13 protein-coding genes are annotated in these 17,528 nt (G+C 41.1%); 10 read left to right on the forward strand and 3 right to left on the reverse strand.

The annotated features are described in order from the left end of the window. The first annotated feature begins 44 nt into the window (after nt 1-44). The 6 genes from PP181_RS08315 to PP181_RS08340 all read left to right on the forward strand — a co-directional run bounded on the left by PP181_RS08315 (nt 45) and on the right by PP181_RS08340 (nt 8,081). Nucleotides 45-881 carry a universal stress protein gene (locus tag PP181_RS08315; protein WP_272636723.1) on the forward strand — a complete coding sequence of 279 codons (837 nt, stop codon included), beginning with the start codon at nt 45-47 and terminating at the stop codon, nt 879-881. 547 nt (nt 882-1,428) lie between these two features. Next, nucleotides 1,429-2,268 (forward strand): universal stress protein, encoded by an 840-nt coding sequence (locus PP181_RS08320; RefSeq protein WP_272636724.1) that lies wholly within the window; start codon nt 1,429-1,431, stop codon nt 2,266-2,268. A gap of 91 nt (nt 2,269-2,359) precedes the next feature. After that, nucleotides 2,360-3,199: a universal stress protein gene (locus PP181_RS08325; RefSeq protein ID WP_272636725.1), complete on the forward strand. Its 840-nt coding sequence runs from the start codon at nt 2,360-2,362 to the stop codon at nt 3,197-3,199. Nucleotides 3,200-3,469: 270 nt separating this feature from the next. After that, nucleotides 3,470-5,122 (forward strand): hypothetical protein, encoded by a 1,653-nt coding sequence (locus tag PP181_RS08330; protein ID WP_272636726.1) that lies wholly within the window; start codon nt 3,470-3,472, stop codon nt 5,120-5,122. 19 nt (nt 5,123-5,141) lie between these two features. Continuing rightward, entirely contained in the window at nt 5,142-6,629 is a 1,488-nt protein-coding gene (locus PP181_RS08335) for an APC family permease (RefSeq protein ID WP_272636727.1), read from the forward strand. A 3-nt stretch (nt 6,630-6,632) separates the two neighbouring features. After that, entirely contained in the window at nt 6,633-8,081 is a 1,449-nt protein-coding gene (locus PP181_RS08340; RefSeq protein WP_272636728.1) for an aldo/keto reductase, read from the forward strand. Between the two features lie 171 nt (nt 8,082-8,252). On the opposite strand, the gene PP181_RS08345 is transcribed toward PP181_RS08340, so the two are convergent. The 3 genes from PP181_RS08345 to PP181_RS08355 form a co-directional block, all read right to left on the reverse strand. Next, nucleotides 8,253-8,543: a GIY-YIG nuclease family protein gene (locus PP181_RS08345; RefSeq protein WP_154918215.1), complete on the reverse strand. Its 291-nt coding sequence runs from the start codon at nt 8,541-8,543 to the stop codon at nt 8,253-8,255. Between the two features lie 562 nt (nt 8,544-9,105). Beyond that, complete coding sequence (locus PP181_RS08350; RefSeq protein ID WP_272636729.1) at nt 9,106-12,237, reverse strand: WD40/YVTN/BNR-like repeat-containing protein; 3,132 nt, start codon at nt 12,235-12,237, stop codon at nt 9,106-9,108. An 89-nt stretch (nt 12,238-12,326) separates the two neighbouring features. Then, nucleotides 12,327-14,369: a helix-turn-helix domain-containing protein gene (locus tag PP181_RS08355; protein WP_272636730.1), complete on the reverse strand. Its 2,043-nt coding sequence runs from the start codon at nt 14,367-14,369 to the stop codon at nt 12,327-12,329. 251 nt (nt 14,370-14,620) lie between these two features. On the opposite strand from PP181_RS08355, the gene PP181_RS08360 reads away from it, so the two are divergent. The 4 genes from PP181_RS08360 (at nt 14,621) to PP181_RS08375 (ending at nt 17,468) form a co-directional block, all read left to right on the forward strand. Continuing rightward, nucleotides 14,621-15,226, forward strand: a complete 606-nt coding sequence (locus PP181_RS08360) for a hypothetical protein (protein ID WP_154918209.1) — start codon at nt 14,621-14,623, stop codon at nt 15,224-15,226. A gap of 29 nt (nt 15,227-15,255) precedes the next feature. Further along, the gene (locus PP181_RS08365; RefSeq protein ID WP_154918207.1) at nt 15,256-15,846 is read left to right on the forward strand and encodes a hypothetical protein; all 591 of its coding nucleotides are present in this window, start codon (nt 15,256-15,258) and stop codon (nt 15,844-15,846) included. Between the two features lie 8 nt (nt 15,847-15,854). Further along, nucleotides 15,855-16,547 carry a DUF4386 domain-containing protein gene (locus tag PP181_RS08370; protein WP_272636731.1) on the forward strand — a complete coding sequence of 231 codons (693 nt, stop codon included), beginning with the start codon at nt 15,855-15,857 and terminating at the stop codon, nt 16,545-16,547. 156 nt (nt 16,548-16,703) lie between these two features. Continuing rightward, entirely contained in the window at nt 16,704-17,468 is a 765-nt protein-coding gene (locus PP181_RS08375; protein ID WP_272636732.1) for a DUF6090 family protein, read from the forward strand. Nucleotides 17,469-17,528: the final 60 nt, after the last annotated feature.

A 17,528-nucleotide genomic window follows, 5' to 3' on the forward strand; every position in this document is an offset into this window, starting at 1 on the left:
GTAGGTTTACTCAATGGTCTATTTTTGTTTAACAGACCAATTTAATGAAGCATATTTTAATACCCACAGACTTCTCCGAAAATTCTTGGAACGCTCTAGAATATGCGATATATTTTTTTAAAAATGAGGATTGTAGCTTTTATATACTGCACGTTGGAGAATTAAGCAAATCAGAAATCAAGAATAATTCCTTCGTATTTCCTCGAAAAACTTCTAGTCCTGTCATACGGAAAAAGTTGAAATCACTCTTCGAAAGAATTGCCGATGTATCTACAAATGACAAACACCATTTCTTGGCACTTCAAGATTATGGGAATTTTATAGATATTGTGCGTAAGACAGTGGAAACAAAGAAAATAGATCTTATAGTGATGGGTACTAAAGGTGCTTCCGGTATAATGGAAACCATTGTAGGTAGTAATACCGGGGATGTTATTACCAAAGTGCTTTGTAATGTATTGGTCATACCTGAAAACGCTTCATTCATTACACCTCAAAAAATTGCCTTCCCTACAGATTACAATCTGTATTACACCTATCCCATATTAAAAACCATTGCAGAACTATTACGCATTACAAATGCCAATCTCCAGGTTTTTAATGTGGAACAATTTAGTATCCCATTAACTGACCAACAAGAAAAAAATAAAGACTACTTGAAAGATTATTTGGAAGAGACATTGCCTAAATCACATAGTTTTTACAGTGTAAAAAGCAAGGATGTAAAATCCAGCATCCTAAATTTTGTTTCTGATAACCAGATTAATATGTTAACCATGGTCGCCAAGAACCTAAATTTCCTTCAACAAATCCTATTTGACACTACTATCGAAAAACTTAGTTTTCACACCACGATACCAATGTTGGTATTACATGAATAACTAAGACTATTTTGATTACTGCGATAGCATACCGTTAGTTTGATTTCAGTCCTATCTGCAAAGAAGTATTTTTAAAATTATCATTCTTCAAAAGTTATTAATGTAATTAGATTCAAAAAGTTGGTCGTACATCCCCTTAATTCGATTTGACATAAGCACTACAAATACCAACAATAAATGATGGGTTTAAAAGGCAATTCTTTAAACCAACCTTATATATAAAAAGCTACTAGAATTGAACTTGGGCAATGTTTTTCAGTGAAATGGTGCTAGCATTATAAATATAAATCCTAAGGTGATTAAAATTACCCAGGTTGAGCATTACTGCAATATTCATTTAATTTACGCAAGGACCGGAATGTAGCTCTAACTATCCAAAATCCGATAAGAAAAAATGTAAGTGATTTTATCAAGCTTACGAATTTTCACCGAGTTCTAGGTTCAGTAGTCCCAGTTTATTCAAAATATAAAAATCCCTTTACCGCATGACCTTTGTCATTTGATAACATCTGGATTACAAATACCTTTAAGTAAAAACATTTCGGAAATGAAAAATATACTGATACCAACAGATTTCTCGGAAAACGCTTGGAATGCCATTACTTATGGATTAGAGTTATTCAATAAAACATCTTGTACATTTTATATAGTAAATGTTCACCCAATAGCGGCATACTCTGGTGGGGAGACAGCAATGTACGTTTCTTCTCAAATACTTGAAGATAGTATTTTAAAGGAAAACAAAGAAAAGATGAACCACTTACTCAAAAGAGTGGAACACCTTCCAATAAACACAAGGCATACATTTAAGACTGAGGTTTTTTATGGTTTTCTTACTGATTACATAAAAAAAGAAGTCGTCGATAAAAATATTGACTTGATTATTATGGGAACAAAAGGAGCAACAGGATTGAAGGCCATTGCTATGGGCAGTAATACGGGTGATGTTATTACAAAAGTACCCTGTGCCGTTTTGGCTGTACCTGAAAATGCAAAATACCGTAGACCTAAGGAAATAGGCTTTCCAACAGATTTTCAATTGGGCTATAATTGGAAAGTAATGCAAAATATCAAGGAGCTGATCATAACACATAATTCGGCCTTACGGTTTTTATATGTTTCGACCAATGAAGAAAGATTTAGTGAACAACAACAAAAGAATCGACAATTTTTAGAGGATTATTTTACGGGTATCGAAATCTCTTTCCACACCCTTACAGGAAAAAAATTAGACGAAACCATTCAAAATTTCATTGAATGTCGCAATCTGGATATGATTGTAATGGTGGCCAAGCATTTGAATTTTGTAGAACGAATTCTTTTTAGGCCTACGGTTGAAAAAGTTAGCTACCACACAACAATACCATTTTTAGTGCTTCACGATTAAACATTCAAAAAACTCCATCGTATTTTTTCAGGTATAATGTTGGTAATTCTTAAGTGAAAAAATAAAAACTCATAGTAAACAATATGCTATCATGGACAAAAGAATATTAATTCCTACGGATTTTTCAAAAAATGCATTAAACGCCGCTAGATATGCACTTGACCTTTATGCGAAATTGAATTGTGAATTCTACTTTCTAAACGTTTTCAGCTTGGACGGCTATACGACCAAATCACTATATTTTCCTGAACCTGATAGCGCGGAATATAGGATTGCCCAAGCAAAATCCCATGATTCCTTTCTAAAACTCTTGGATATGTTGAAGCTACATAATGACAACCCCAAACATGCCTTTCATACAATTTCCACCTATAATTATCTTTCTGAAGCGATAAAGCGTACAATTGCTGAAAAAGACATTGATTTAATAGTAATGGGTACCCAAGGAGCTTCTGGCACAAAGGGGGTTATTTTTGGAAGCAATACCGTAAAAGCAATGGAAAAGATTAGAGAATGCTCGGTTATGGCCATACCCAAAAACGTAAAGTTTTCTATCCCAAAAGAAATTGTTTTTCCAACAAATTTTAAAGCCACTTTTAAGAGACGGAAACTTAGCTACCTTATTGAGATTGCAAAAATGTTTGAATCAACAGTAAGAGTGTTATATGTAAGTAAAAAACATGATTTAACTGAACTACAAGAAATCAATAAGCAATTGTTGCAAGATATTATGGAACCAATAAAGTATAACTTTCATAACCTAACTGAAAATGACGTATCAGAAGGCATAACTTCATTTGTTGAAAGTAGAAATAGCGATATGATCGCATTTATAAATCACAAGCACTTTTTCTTCAATAGTGTTTTCTCCAAACCATTGGTGAAGGAAATTGGTTATAAAGCCATAGTACCAATCTTGGCCCTGCACTGAAATCAAAATTCCTTTTCAAAAAGTGAGTTGAGTCTATATTGAATACTGTAAACAAATTTGAAATACCCACCAGCAAAGCAAAGAAACTGTTGCCTTGGTGCGATTAAGTATTTTAAGAGCGACAAAATAAATTTCATTCTAGCCCTTAACAACTAAAATTCCAATTAATCTTTTCGCAATCTAAAATAAACCAATAATTACATTTAAATTATGGTCGATTTTGACACCATGTTTAATTTATAAAAACGTCCCTACCAAAACAAACCTTAAATGAAAACTATTTCCATTATCAAAAAAAGCATATTTCACATTCTATTTGTCTTCCTTTTTACAACAGCCCTGAATGCTCAAAATTCATCTAATACATACCAGGATTTGACCGCTTTTTTTAAGGAGTGGAGAACCTTTGAAAACCCTCCTTTGCGGGATGGCGCACCGGATTACACCCAGGAAACCTTTGACAAAAGATGGCCGGCATTCCAAACCCTACATAAAAAGTTGCAGGAGATGGATACCACAGGCTGGTCCATACCCGATCAGGTAGATTGGCGTATCGTAAACGCAGAGATGAACGGCTACGACTTTAACCATCGCATCTTGAAACCCTGGCAGCGCGACCCCGCCTTTTATGCCACCATTTGGACGGCACGAAGCGATGTTCCCGCACACGAAGGGCCAACGCATCACGCCATCATAGATCTTTGGACCTATAATTTTCCGTTGGATAAGGAACAACGCACCAAATTATTGGCGCAGCTAACGGTCATTCCGCCCTTGAACGAACAGGCCAAACTGAACCTGACCGGGAATGCCAAGGACCTTTGGATTGCCGGAATTCGCGATATTAAAACCCAGAGCAAAAATCTGGAAGATATGAAGGTGCTCCCCGGAATATCAAAGGACCGAAAAATAGTAAAGGCCATAGAAGAAGCCATTGCTTCTACGAATAATTTAGCAAGTTGGTTGGAGGCTGAGGCATCCAACAAAACCGGGCCATCCGGTATTGGGAAGGAAAATTATACCTGGTACCTACAAAACGTTCATTTGGTGCCTTTGACCTGGGAAGATGAAGTCATGATCTTAAAACGGGAACTTTCCCGAGCTTGGTCGGCCTTAAAACTAGAGGAGCATCGCAATAGAAACCTACCGCAATTGACCGATGCCAATTCCCCCGAGGAATACGACCGCCGCGCCAAAGCCGCCGCCAAAAGTCTCCTGGATTTTCTGGACAAAAACGAAATGGTCACGGTTAAGGATTATTTTGAACCTGCATTAAATGCACATCTTGGCGGTTTTGTACCCCGGGAAACACGCAACTTTTTTTGGATTACAGCGCACTATGACCAACGTCCCCTCTACTCCCATTTTTACCATTGGTTCGAGCTGGCACGTATGGATACGGAACCGCATGCCAGTGAAATCAGGCGTACACCGTTACTTTACAATATATTCGACTCCCGTAACGAAGGTACGGCCACGGCCGTAGAGGAGATGTTCATGGATGCGGGACTGTATGACGATTCCTCTCGCTCTAGGGAAATCGTTTATATTATGATAGCCCAACGAGCCGCAAGAGGACTTGGTTCCCTGTATGCCCATGCCAATATGATGACCATGAAAGAGGCCGGGGGCATTCATTCTGAATATACCCCACGCGGCTGGATGAAGACTGAAAAGGAATTGTTGCTTTTTGAACAGCATCTCTACTTGCGGCAACCGGGCTATGGGACCAGCTACATTACCGGAAAATATCTCTTGGAAAATACAATGGCAGAATACGCCCGAATGAAAGAAGCCAAAAATAAACCTTTTGAAATGCGCGCCTTCTTTGATGAATTGAATTCCGTGGGAAGTATTCCCATTTCCTTAGGCCGATGGCAAATGACCGGTGTAGAAAATTACTTGGGGCAAGAACAGCGATAACTATAAATTTCCTATCGTAATGTTCAATGCCAAACCAAAGAAACTGGCCCGTCAAATGGGACTATTGGCCCTTACGGCCACGGGTGTATGTTCCATGTTAGGTGCTTCCATCAACGTGGTGCCCTTTATGATCCAACGAAATGTTCCCGGTATTGGGCCCTACGTTTTACCAGCCTTTGCCTTTGCTGCCATACCCGCATTGTTTGCCGCTTTGGCCTATGGAATTTTGGGTTCGGCCATGCCACGGGCCGGTGGCAGCTACATTTACGCCAGCAGGGGTCTTAATCCTTATCTAGGTTTTATTGCCAGTTTTTCGCAGTGGTTCGGGCTTTCAATTGTCATTGGGGTCATTGCCTATGTCACCGTTCCCTTCATTAGGGATGTCACCCTGGCCTTGGGTTGGGAAGAAATCTCCCAAAGTTTGGAGATTGGATGGATCCGGGTGACCATCGCTTTGGGTCTCATTTGGACCTTTGTGGCCATCAACATCCAAGGCATTAAAAGTTACGAACGCATAGTCCTGCCCATGATGTTCCTTATGTTTGGGCTGGGAGGCATTGTTATCGTTGCCGGATTGGTGTACGATGCATCGGATTTTCTATTGGCGCTTGAAAACAAAACGGGAACCACTTTTCAGCCCACCAAACAGACCGATTTTGACTGGCGCATCTTCCTATCGGCCGCAGCCCTATTATTCTCCAGTTTTATAGGGTTCGACTCCATTGCGCAGGCAGGTGGTGAGGCCAAAAACCCGACAAAATCCCTTCCCACGGCCATTATTCTGGCCATTTTTGGCGTGGGGTTGTTTTACTTTTTGTTCGCCGCATCGGTATACCACATCGTTCCTTGGAGCTATGTGGCCCAGGAGGCCATGAGTAAGGACATTTCGGCACCGGGCCTTTTAAGTTATGTATTGCCCTCTAGTCTGGGAATCGCCATTTTGGCCGGAGCGGCTATTGCCTTGATCAATGACCTGCCGGCAATGCTTTTGTCCGTCTCCAGATTGATGTTCGCATGGGCGAAGGACGGTATTTTTCCCAAGGCCGTTTCCAAAATACACCCTAAAAACCAGACCCCGCATGTTGCCCTTTGGGCGGCAGGTGGCATGGCCAGCATCGGAGTGTTGGGCTCCCATTTTGCGGGCGATTTCTTTTTAGGTATCGATATAATGGTCACTTCCATGATGGTGAATTTTTTGTTGATGTGCATTACTTTGGTTTCCATCGGCAAACTAAATCCAGTCCTTGCAAAGCGAAGCGGTGTCCTGAGAAATAGAACGATGCAGCTTCTCATAGGCTGGATGGGCATTATTACACTATCGGCCTTTTTGATTATCCATACCTATAAGGATATGATGGCGGAGACCAAAGCTTGGTATTTTCACTCCACCCCCATTTGGGGCATCGTCATGGGCGTGGCAAGTGCTATCTTTGTCTATAATTGGGTCCGACTCAAAAAAAATGAACCCCTTTTGAAAGAACGATTTTTACAACTTCCCGAAGAATAAAACATGCAAAAAACGATAGCGTTAGCGGATGGTCTGGAAATTTCACGTGTAGTGACCGGACTTTGGCAAATTGCCGATATGGAACGGCACGGAACTACCTTGGATCCCGTGGAAACGGCTAAATACATGCAACCGTATCTGGATGCCGGACTGACTTCCTTTGATATGGCCGACCATTACGGCTCCAGCGAAATCATTGCAGGTACTTTTAAAAACAACCTTGCAGATAAAAACGCTGTTCAACTTTTTACCAAATGGGTACCCAAACCGGGGAAGATTACCCGAGCGGCTGTCCGTGAAGCGGTCAATACCGCCCTGGAAAGGATGCAACAGACTTCCATTGACCTCATGCAATTTCATGCATGGTACTATCCAGATCCCAGTTGGTTGGACGGTTTGATCTATTTGAAGGAACTAAAGGACGAAGGGCTCATAAAACATTTAGGCGTTACCAATTTTGATGCGGCCCATTTGCGCATTGCCCTGGCCAGCGGTATTCCCATTGTGTGCAATCAGGTGTGCCATTCCTTGATAGACCAACGTGCCCGAGGAAACATGTCCGCGGTCTGTACCCAATACAATGTAAAATTATTGGCCTTTGGTACATTGGCGGGCGGATTTCTGACCGATGCCTGGTTAGGCAAACCCGAGCCCAAACAGGAGGAGTTGAACACTTGGTCACAGATGAAGTACAAGCGCTTCATCGATTCCGCCGGGGGGTGGGAACCTTACCAGTACGTGTTGAAAACCGTACGCACGGTGGCGGACAAACACAAGGCCTCCATTGCCAATATCGCTACGAGGTACATCCTTGAAAATCCGGCCGTGGCCGCCGTCATCGTTGGAGCTCGATTGGGTAAAAGTGAACACATACAGGACAACCGAAGCATGTTGGACATCACCTTGGACCGTTCTGACATGGAAAACATCAAAAATGCGTTGGAGGAATTACAAATGATTCCGGGTGACTGTGGGGACGAGTACCGAAAGCCTCCCTTCTTGACCGCATCCGGCGACCTCAGCGACCACTTGGAAACCATTCCAAAAGCGTTTACGCCGATAAAAACCGGACACAATCGCGAACAGATTTTTAGCGGTACGGAATGGGAGGATTACGCCGGATACTGCAGGGCCGTAAAAGTGGATAACAGAATCCATGTTTCTGGGACGACCGCCACCCATGGAAATCTATTGATTGGCGGGAACGATCCAGCGGCTCAGACCCATTTCATCATCGATAAAATTGAAGGAGCTATTACCTCTTTTGGAGGTTCGTTGAACGATGTAATCCGTACCCGAATTTTTGTGAACGAGTTATCCGATTGGGAAGCTGTGGCCCGCGCGCATGGAGAGCGGTTTAAAGACATCAATCCGGCAAATACCTTGGTGGAGGCCAAATTGGTGGGCGAAGGCTATATGGTGGAAATTGAGGCCGAAGCGGTATTAGGGTAAATCCTTCACACATTTTCATAGGAGAAAAACCGCCTTTAATAAACCAAATGTCAGTTCGAGTGGCGTCCTGGAAGAGACGTTGTATCGAGAACCTTTTTGTGTCCCAAAGCTTCTCGATACGTTTTCAACTTCACTACCGTTCGTTTGAAAACACTCGAAGTGACAGAGCGGTTAATTGAATTTTTTCTTGGCAAGGTTCGGCAAGTCGTCGAATTGCCCCAAGATTAAAGCCTTCTTTTTGGCTTTGGACCATTTTTTAATCTGTTTTTCAGTCTGGATTGCCATTGCGGCTTCCGTAAATTCACAAAAATACGCTAGCTTAACGGGTAGTCTTGAAGATGTGTAGCTATCCTTATATTTTCCGCTTTTATGGGATTCCAATCGTTTTTCCAAATCGGATGTAATTCCCGTGTAACAAGTTCCATCGGAACACTCAAGAATGTAAACAACGTATATTTTCATTTAAATAAAGTACGAATTATTACCAGGAAATCCGCCATAAAAAACCGATTGTCAGTTCGAGTGGCGTCCTGGAAGAGACGCTGTATCGAGAACCCTTCGCCTTCGCTCAGGGCAGGCTCCTTTTTGGCCCGATTGCTTCTCGATACTAATTTTCCCGTATCTCGAAAATTCACTCGAAGTGACAGCAAGGCGATAAAAATTATTACGAGGAAATCCGCCATAAAAAACCCGTTGTCAGTTCGAGTGGCGTCCTGGAAGAGACGTTGTATCAAGAACCCTTCGGCTTCGCTCAGGGCAGGCTCCTTGTTTACTCAAGTGCTTCTCGATACAAATTTTCTCGTTCCTTGAAAATTCACTCGAAGAGACAGCAAGGCGATAAAAATTATTACGAGGAAATCCGCCATAAAATAACCGTTGTCAGTTCGAGTGGCGGCCTGAAAGAGACGTTATATCGAGAACCCTTCGGCTTCGCTCAGGGCAGGCTCCTTGTTTACCCAAATGCTTCTCGATACAAATTTTTTCGTACCTCAAAAATTCACTCGAAGTGACAGAAAGTTTATAGTTACTCTTTTTCCATATCCAAATTAAAACCTGAATTTTTAATATCGCTTTCAAAAGAGGACCATTCTTTTTGCATAAATCGGTCTACCTGGGTCGAAAAATCAGAAATCAACCCCTTCGCCTGCTCTAGGGTCTCCCAATGCTGTTTGGATGGTTCCGTGGTCTGGGCGGCAGCAATCTGTAGGACTTCCCTAATTTTTGAATAGGCCGATGTTTCAAAGGATTGCCAAGCCCCCACCTGACGTTCCGGTCTTGGGGTCTGCCCTTTTGCTTTTAAGGCTTTTAAATCCGTATTCATTCGGTCGATTTTTCGTTGTAAGGAAGCGTTCGATTTCCCCGATGCATCTGAGACTAGCTTAAGTAGCTTTTCCACCTTTTTCTGCTTTTCATTAATGGATGTAAGTTTCCATGAAATCCGTTTTACCTGCTCATCGGCCCCTTTTCTGTAGTTGTACAACTGCCGGTCTACTTCCTCGTCCAAATCGAAACGTGGATCAGAGATTACCCTTACTTTTGTAGTATCGGATACATTTCCATACTTCAAGACGATGGTATAGTCTCCCGGCAGCACGGGGATATCCCTAGAAAAATCGTCCGTCCAGGAACCTGGTAGGGAACTTGACTTTTCGTCCAATTTCCAGAGCACGTAATTCAATCCAACTTTGAAATCTTTGGTTTCCACCGAATTGATGTTATTGCCTTGATGATCAAAAATATCGGCCTTAATGATTTCACCCTGCTTGGGTACTTCCGAAAGGTAAAAGGGGATTTCGGTTTTTTGAAAGACCTTGTTCTCGCCCTCAAAAGTGGTGTGGAACCCGGTCCAAATATTCCCGGGCGGATTTATAAATAGTCCTTTGACCTGTACGGCATCGTTCATGGGTAGGGCGGTCAATCCCTCTTTCAATCTGTTCCCGGCAATTTCACGTAAAGACAACAAATCGTCCAGCACCCAAATGGCCCTTCCAAAAGTTCCTACAATTAAGGCGGATTCCGTTTCCTGAATTTTTAAATCCATGGTGGAAACTGAGGGAAAACCGTTTTTAAACTGTGCCCATGTTTGGCCTTCATCGGCACTGATCCAAAGTCCGTGCTCCGTCCCCAGAAAAACCAGATTGGGTTCTACGGGATCTTGGATAACGGTGAGGGCATACCCACGTACCGTTTTACCGTTTACCATTCGCTGCCATGTCTTACCAAAGTCATCGGTCTTAAAAAGATAAGGCGCATAATCGCCCTTTCTATAATTGTTCACCACCATCCAAGCGGTTCCTTTGTTATAGGTCGATGCCTGAATCTGTGCAATCCACCCTTCTTCTGGCAAATCGGTTACATTGGAAGTGAGATTGGTCCATGTCTTTCCACCGTCCGTGGTCAATTGCACCTGACCGTCATCGGTACCTGCCCAAATCAATTGCTTGTCCAGCGAACTAGGGGCAATCGTTAAAATAGAAGAATAGCGTTCCGCCCCGGAAATATCCAGGGTGAGTCCGCCGTAATCCCCTTTTTGGTATGCCGGATTATTGGTGGACAGGTCCGGTGAGACAACCTTCCAAGTGGACCCTTTGTCCGGAGTAAAATGCACGAACTGGGAACCGTAGTAGGCCGCATTGGGGTTGAACGGGTCCCGTGCAAAACCAGCGTTCCAATTAAAGCGCAGCTCAGTTTTTAGATCGGGGGCGGGCGGTTGAATGCTTACGTAATAGCCTGTCAATTTATCGTACCGATACAAATTTCCATTCTGTGAGGAACCGTAGCCAAATCGGGAGTTGTCCAAATCGGGCGAAATGTCAAAGCCATCGCCCCCCACTAAATATTGCCAATACAGGGTACGGATGCCCCCGCGTTTCCAGGTATAGGCCGGTCCGGACCAGTTGCCATTGTCCTGCATGCCACCATAGACATTATACGGGCGGTCGTTATCCACACCTACATGGTAGAACTGTGCCACTGGAATGGTCTCCGGAAAATACCAGCTTTTGCCATGGTCATGCGTAATACCTAAACCACCATCGCCCCCAATGATAAAATGCCTTGCATCCTTGGGATTGACCCAGAAGGCATGAAAATCGGCATGGATTCCCTTGGTTTCGTCGGCAGGAATCATGGGAATCGTATCAAAAGTCACTGCACCATCATAACTGACGGATAAGGGCTGATAAATATTATAGACTCTATCTGCATCCTCTGTATCCACCGCCAAATCCTGAAAGTAAAAAGGTCGGTTATTGGCGAATTTGGGCGTATCATTGATGATTTCCCAATGCACTCCTCCATCATCGCTGCGGTAAATGGCATTTTTTTTCGCCTCTATCTTGGCATACATCCTATTGGGGTTGGAAGGGGCGATCGCCAGCCCGATTCGTCCCAAATCGCCAGAAGGCAGGCCTGCATCGGCACCCAATTTCCTCCAGTTTTTTCCTGCGTCCTCGCTCACAAAAAGTCCGGAACCTTCCCCTCCCGATGTAAAATAATACGGGGTACGTTCGTGCTCGTACAAGGCCACGAACAATTTCTTGGGATTCCTTGGGTCCATGACCATATCCGCAACGCCCGATTTTTCATTGGTAAATAGAATTTTCTCCCAATGGTCACCGCCATCGACGGTTTTGTAAAGTCCCCTATTTGGGTTGGCCGTAAAAGGATCGCCCATAGCACCAACATAGATAGTATTTGGGTCTTTAGGGTCAATGATAATCCTGTGGATGGTCTTGGTAGCTTCCAGTCCAAAATGCTTCCAACTTTTTCCTCCGTCCTCGCTTTTGAAAATTCCCATGCCCAAGTTCATGGAATTTCTAGGATTTCCTTCGCCGGTACCTACCCAAATCACATTGGGATTGCTTTGCTGTATGGCCAAGGCCCCAATATTCTGTGTGGGCTGTTCATCAAAAACTGGACTCCATGCAGAACCACCATTCTCGGATTTCCATACCCCACCAGAGGCAGCACCTACATACATGATATTTGGGTTTTCAGATACCACATCAATGGCCGTTATCCTGCCACTCATATTTGCAGGTCCCACAATCCTAATTTTTAGGTTCTGTAGTTTTGAAAAATCGATCTTTTGGGCAAAGCACGTAACTATAAAAAAAATAGAAAAAAGAAGCGTAAAAAGTGATTTGTTGGCCATTGGAATTATTGAGTTAAAAGTCAAAAATAAACCATCTGAAACAATTCGGATCTAAATTACTTACCCCTAAAATAGAATTTCAGTTTTAACTAAAGTAGACCTTCGTGTTCCAAGGTTTCCCTTAACTTCGACTGGTTTTCCCAAAAACGTTCCTTTATTTTTTGAATGGTCTCAGCGTACTCTGGATGGGTCTTAAGGGGGTCTATGAGCGGATCTTCTTCCAGAAACAATAATATCCAATATTGAAAATGGTCCTGTGTGGCAAAATTCTTAAGTTCGTCAATAGCTTCGTCAATTCTTCCGTCATAAGAATATTTCATAGCGATACTGGCACTTTTGTACATGGATACATCTTGTTCGCAATAAATGGCATAGGCATTATAAAACTCCCTTGCCTTTTCTTCCTTTCCCACCTTGGAATACGTTAAACTAATCTTCAGGTCTTCTTGTGGGTATATTTTTAGACTATTTTGACTCCTGGCTTCAACAAAGGCTTTATAATAAGGGTAAGCACCTTCATAATCCCTTTGAAAATAATGGAGCTTTGCCACTTCCTGTAGAATATCCAGACGGGTACTATCCTTTTCCAGTTCCTTTATCAAGCTTTTTTTGGTTTGCTCCATATCACCATTTTCGGCATACTTAATATAAGCCTTCAAGTAAGGGGCATAAGCGTTCTTTGGATCAAATTCAAGGGACTTGTCTATATATTTTGAAGCTTCTTTTATGAATCCTGTTTGTGCAAGTGCATTACTTAGTGTTAGGTAAATATAACTTTTGGCAACAGAGTCATTGGCAGCGATATCCAGTTGGATACCTATGAGGGCATATTTTAAATATTTGGCAGTATCCGGTATATAGCTGTTGTATAAAGTAGACAAAACCTGAACCACATCAGCCGAATTGGGATTATATTCCAACGCCTTTTCCAGATGGGGAACAGCTAACCTATATTCATCCGTATGCACATAATATAGAGCCTTGGCAATAAGGCTAACATCGTTTTTAGCATCGTATAAAAGGGCTTTGTCCGCATAATTGTTGATGAGCTCTGTGTAGTTTTTCTGCCTTCGATTGATATCCAGAAAATAATAGGAGATGGCCAAATTGGCGTAGGCCAATGCAAAGGTTGGGTCATGTTCAACTGCCTTTTCAAACAAGGGAATGGCTTCCTCCAGACCTTCTTTGGTCTTTAAATAGTAAGGGTCTAATGCTCTCAAGTAATACTCGTAAGCCTCAAGGTTATCTGTGGGTTTCTTTTCAATTTGGGCCAACTCTGCGGGCGTTACCACGGCTTCGATAGCATCTGCGATCCGTTTGGCTACATCATTCTGTAGGCTAAAAATATCTACTACTTCTTGATTGTACTGTTCAGACCATATAGGGGTATCCGTCGTTGCATCAATCAATTTCACGTTTAGCAAAACGGTATTTCCCACTCGTTGACCACTACCCTCTATCAAGTAGTTCACGTTGAGTTCCTGTGCAATCTCCTGCACATTTTTTTGGGTTCTTCTATATTTTTCTACCGATGTTCTACTGATAACCCTCAAATCCTCAATTTTTTGGAGATTATTCAGAGCAGACTCCATAAGCCCGTTTACAAAATAAAGGTTGGTAGAATCACTACTCTCATTTTTAAATGGAAGCACAGCAATGGATTTCTCCAATATCACCGATTGATTTGGCTCTTTTTTGGAAATAAAAAAATAAGCGGCCATGATTAGCAAAACTCCAACAATGGCAACAACCGGCCAAAAATAACGCCGTTGTTTGTCGTTGACCTGTTGTGGGGGCAAAGACAACTCCATCTCCTTATGTATTTCCCCTGGAGAAAAACCATATTCTTCCCTAAAGCATTTTATAAAGTATGAGGTACTTCCAAAACCTATTTGATAAGAAACCTCGGATACCGTAGAATCGGTTTCCTTTAACAAATTCACGGCCTCTTCCAATCTAATTTTACGTATAAACTGACTTGCAGATAATTGGGTTTCCTTTTTTATTTTCCGAAGCAAATTGGACCTGCTCATGTGCACGGCATCCGCCAGTTCGGATACCCCAAATTGTTCATTAGATAGGTTTTTGAGAATAATGTCCCTTGCTTCTTCTAAAAAGGTTGACCTGTTCACAGATTGGATACAATACTTGTTTTTACTGCCCCTAAATTAGAAAAAATGTAGAGAACCAAGGTATTTCGTTGAATCGCCTATCATCACAGGCCAAACACCATATTGCGTCATATTTTATACCGTTGCGCCATAGTTTTTATACCCTCCTGAAACTTGATATGTTCTTCCGCATAACTAGTAAACCTTGCATCACAGCCTCATCGACCTTTGTAATATCAAAAAAATCATATAAAACCTTTAAAAATTTATGCATGAAAACAATCAAAAAACAAATTATGTTAAGAATGGCCATTACTGCCCTTACCTTAATTACTACAATTTCTTATGCTCAGAAGAATTCGGCTTCTCATAACAATTTTACCAGAGATGGCTTTATGTTCGAATTTGGCCTTGGAGGTGGTGTTATTAGTATTGAAGATAGTGGTGGACTCCGAAACTTTGATGATAGTCAAGGTGGTGGTACTTTTCCGGAATTAAAGTTTGGTTACATGTTGAATAACAGTTTGGCGATTACCGTTTCTTTACCTGGAATGATTTACACGCTTGATGAAAATGATAGGGACTTTGGTGGTATCATACCTTCTGTTCAGTATTGGATAAAGGATAGATGGTGGGTACATGGCGGCGCTGGTTTAGCCATAGATTCTCCTGCTCTCTACGATATCAAGGAAAATGTTAATGACGATTGGAATACAGGAATAGCGGCAATGGTTAGTACGGGTTATGAAGTCTACAGAAAAAACAAATTTGCATTAAATGTACAATCCAAACTGCTTGTTGGTGGTGTAAAGCTAAACAATGACATTGACAGAGAGGTTGTGCAATTTAGTTTGGGAATTGGTTTTAGCTGGTTTTAATTAATAAGGAATTTTAAAAAGTAAAGAAAATGAAAAGTCTATTTGCAATACCATTGGCATTAATGATTCTTAGTGCCTGCAATGACCAATACAATACAAAAACCGAACAACCAACACCGGCTGATTATACGGCAGGTGAAAAATGGGTCTGGAAATACAAGGGTATGACTACTGAAGGAGAAGTACGCTCAGAAGGAACAGATACAAGGGTAGTCGTAAGTTATGATGGAGTTTTAGGAATGACTATCGGTAAAGATACCATTCCAATTGCAGAAATTGCTAAACCAGATGAAAGTGAAACACCTAAGTACGACTGGCCTCTTGAAATTGGCAAAAAGTGGAAATATGAGAATAATTGGACTAGTCAAGATGGAACTACGGGAAATCAAAGTCAAACTGCCGAAGTACTATCATTCAAAGAAGAAACAGTTGAAGCCGGAACTTTTATGGCATACACCATTAAATATTCTGGCAAGACTACCAATTCCAGGGGTTACAATGCAAATGAAACAGAAGTTTGGTTGTATGCTCCTGCCGTGAAAAATTTCATAAAACTAACCCAAGACCAAGGTGAATTTCACTACGTAGAGGAATTAATCGAATACTCAAAACCCAAATAAAAGCAAAAATGATTGTAAATAATGAACAAACGCATATAATTAAGACAGCGAGAACAACCGGTATATGGTATTTAATGATGGCTATTACAGGAATTCTAGGATTTATGGTCTTTCATTCTCAAATATTCGTATCCGGTAATCCTGAACAAACGCTATCGAATTTGGTAGCATTGGAATCGACTGCAAGAATTAGGTTACTGTTAGAGTTTGCTATAGTACTATCACAGGCACTCACCGCTGTTTGGTTTTTCAAATTATTTAAGGACAATTATGAATGGGGAGCTTGGACGCTAGGTATATGGGGCATGGTGAATGCCGTAGCCATAATGATAAGTGCAATTTCAATAGCCTCAGCAATAGGTATTGCAAATTCCGATATAAGTATTACTGAAGATAAAGTTCTACTAATTCAGATGCTTCAACATATGATTTCAAATGCTTGGGGAATTGGTGGTCTATTTTTTGGGCTTTGGTTATTTCCAATGGGATATATTGTTATTAAGTCTAAAAGGTTGCCTATCTGGTTAGGAAGAGTTCTTATTTTAGGTGGTATAGGCTATCTGGTTTCTACAATTATACGCCACGCGGGAATTGATTTTAGCTACAATAGATTTCTTACCATACCTGCAACCATTGGTGAATTTTGGATGATAGGGTATTTACTAATTTTTGGAATAAGGCCAATCAACGAGAAAAATTAAATTAAAATGGCATACAACATTGGTTTAAAAAAACGGTCGAAAGGTTTAAGTAAAGATTATGAAATTCAACAAAAATCAGTTCTCGGATGAAAGATTTTCGGTTCTAAAACCGTACTTTTCTTACTAGAGACCATTGCGGCTAATTTGAGTTAACCTATGAAATTATTTAGAAAAATTCGGCATAAGTTAATTTTAGACAATAAGAAAACGCAATACCTGAAGTATGGGTTAGGCGAAATCGTTCTAGTGGTTATTGGAATTTTAATTGCCATACAGATAAACAATTGGAACCAATCGATTAAGGATAAGGATTCCTTACATGAATATTTGACTAAAATTAAAACTCATACGGCTGAAGATATAGAACAACTTGCACTATTAACAAAAGGACGAAAACAAATTGCAGATATCTGTAAAGAAGCACGCAATAGCATTTTAAATAAGACCGAAAAAGAGAATCTTTTTTTATTCAAAGTAAGCGGGGCTGCTTTTGCTGATTTCTATTTCAAACCAAATTCGGGGGGGTATGAATCTTTGAAAAACTCTGAATTTTATGGAAAAATAAATAATACCAAACTTGATTCACTATTGGCTAAATATCACGGTTTAGTGGATATCATTGCGGAAAATGAGCGAAATTACAATCAATATGCCGTGTACCAAGAAAATTACCTCGATTCCCAATTCGATAGGTCACTTATGTTGGCTTCTGCATTCATGCCATTAGATTCCCTAGCAACCAAAGCCACACCTCAATCTGAATATGACCAAGCATTCATTGAGTTTACAGCAGAACCTGCTTATAGAAATGTCATAAGTCTAGCTGCGTGGCAGTTTGATACGATGATTGAACAATATAGCGAGTTAACGGAACTAGGACATCTCATAATAGAAGAAATTAATACGACAACCGGTGACTAAAAAAGAAAATATAATCCTAAAAATGGGATACTAGCCAAAACATGAATAAAATCAGTTGAA

Source organism: Maribacter sp. PR66 (assembly GCF_028464205.1).
GTDB classification, from domain to species: Bacteria; Bacteroidota; Bacteroidia; order Flavobacteriales; family Flavobacteriaceae; genus Maribacter; species Maribacter flavus.

Excerpts from the sequence above, each read along its gene's own strand:
- PP181_RS08315 (WP_272636723.1), top strand. The coding sequence starts at position 45 with ATGAAGCATATTTTAATACCCACAGACTTCTCCGAAAATTCTTGGAAC.
- PP181_RS08320 (WP_272636724.1), top strand. The coding sequence starts at position 1,429 with ATGAAAAATATACTGATACCAACAGATTTCTCGGAAAACGCTTGGAAT.
- PP181_RS08325 (WP_272636725.1), top strand. The coding sequence starts at position 2,360 with ATGGACAAAAGAATATTAATTCCTACGGATTTTTCAAAAAATGCATTA.
- PP181_RS08330 (WP_272636726.1), top strand. The coding sequence starts at position 3,470 with ATGAAAACTATTTCCATTATCAAAAAAAGCATATTTCACATTCTATTT.
- PP181_RS08335 (WP_272636727.1), top strand. The coding sequence starts at position 5,142 with ATGTTCAATGCCAAACCAAAGAAACTGGCCCGTCAAATGGGACTATTG.
- PP181_RS08340 (WP_272636728.1), top strand. The coding sequence starts at position 6,633 with ATGCAAAAAACGATAGCGTTAGCGGATGGTCTGGAAATTTCACGTGTA.
- PP181_RS08345 (WP_154918215.1), bottom strand. The coding sequence starts at position 8,543 with ATGAAAATATACGTTGTTTACATTCTTGAGTGTTCCGATGGAACTTGT.
- PP181_RS08350 (WP_272636729.1), bottom strand. The coding sequence starts at position 12,237 with ATGGCCAACAAATCACTTTTTACGCTTCTTTTTTCTATTTTTTTTATA.
- PP181_RS08360 (WP_154918209.1), top strand. The coding sequence starts at position 14,621 with ATGAAAACAATCAAAAAACAAATTATGTTAAGAATGGCCATTACTGCC.
- PP181_RS08365 (WP_154918207.1), top strand. The coding sequence starts at position 15,256 with ATGAAAAGTCTATTTGCAATACCATTGGCATTAATGATTCTTAGTGCC.
- PP181_RS08370 (WP_272636731.1), top strand. The coding sequence starts at position 15,855 with ATGATTGTAAATAATGAACAAACGCATATAATTAAGACAGCGAGAACA.
- PP181_RS08375 (WP_272636732.1), top strand. The coding sequence starts at position 16,704 with ATGAAATTATTTAGAAAAATTCGGCATAAGTTAATTTTAGACAATAAG.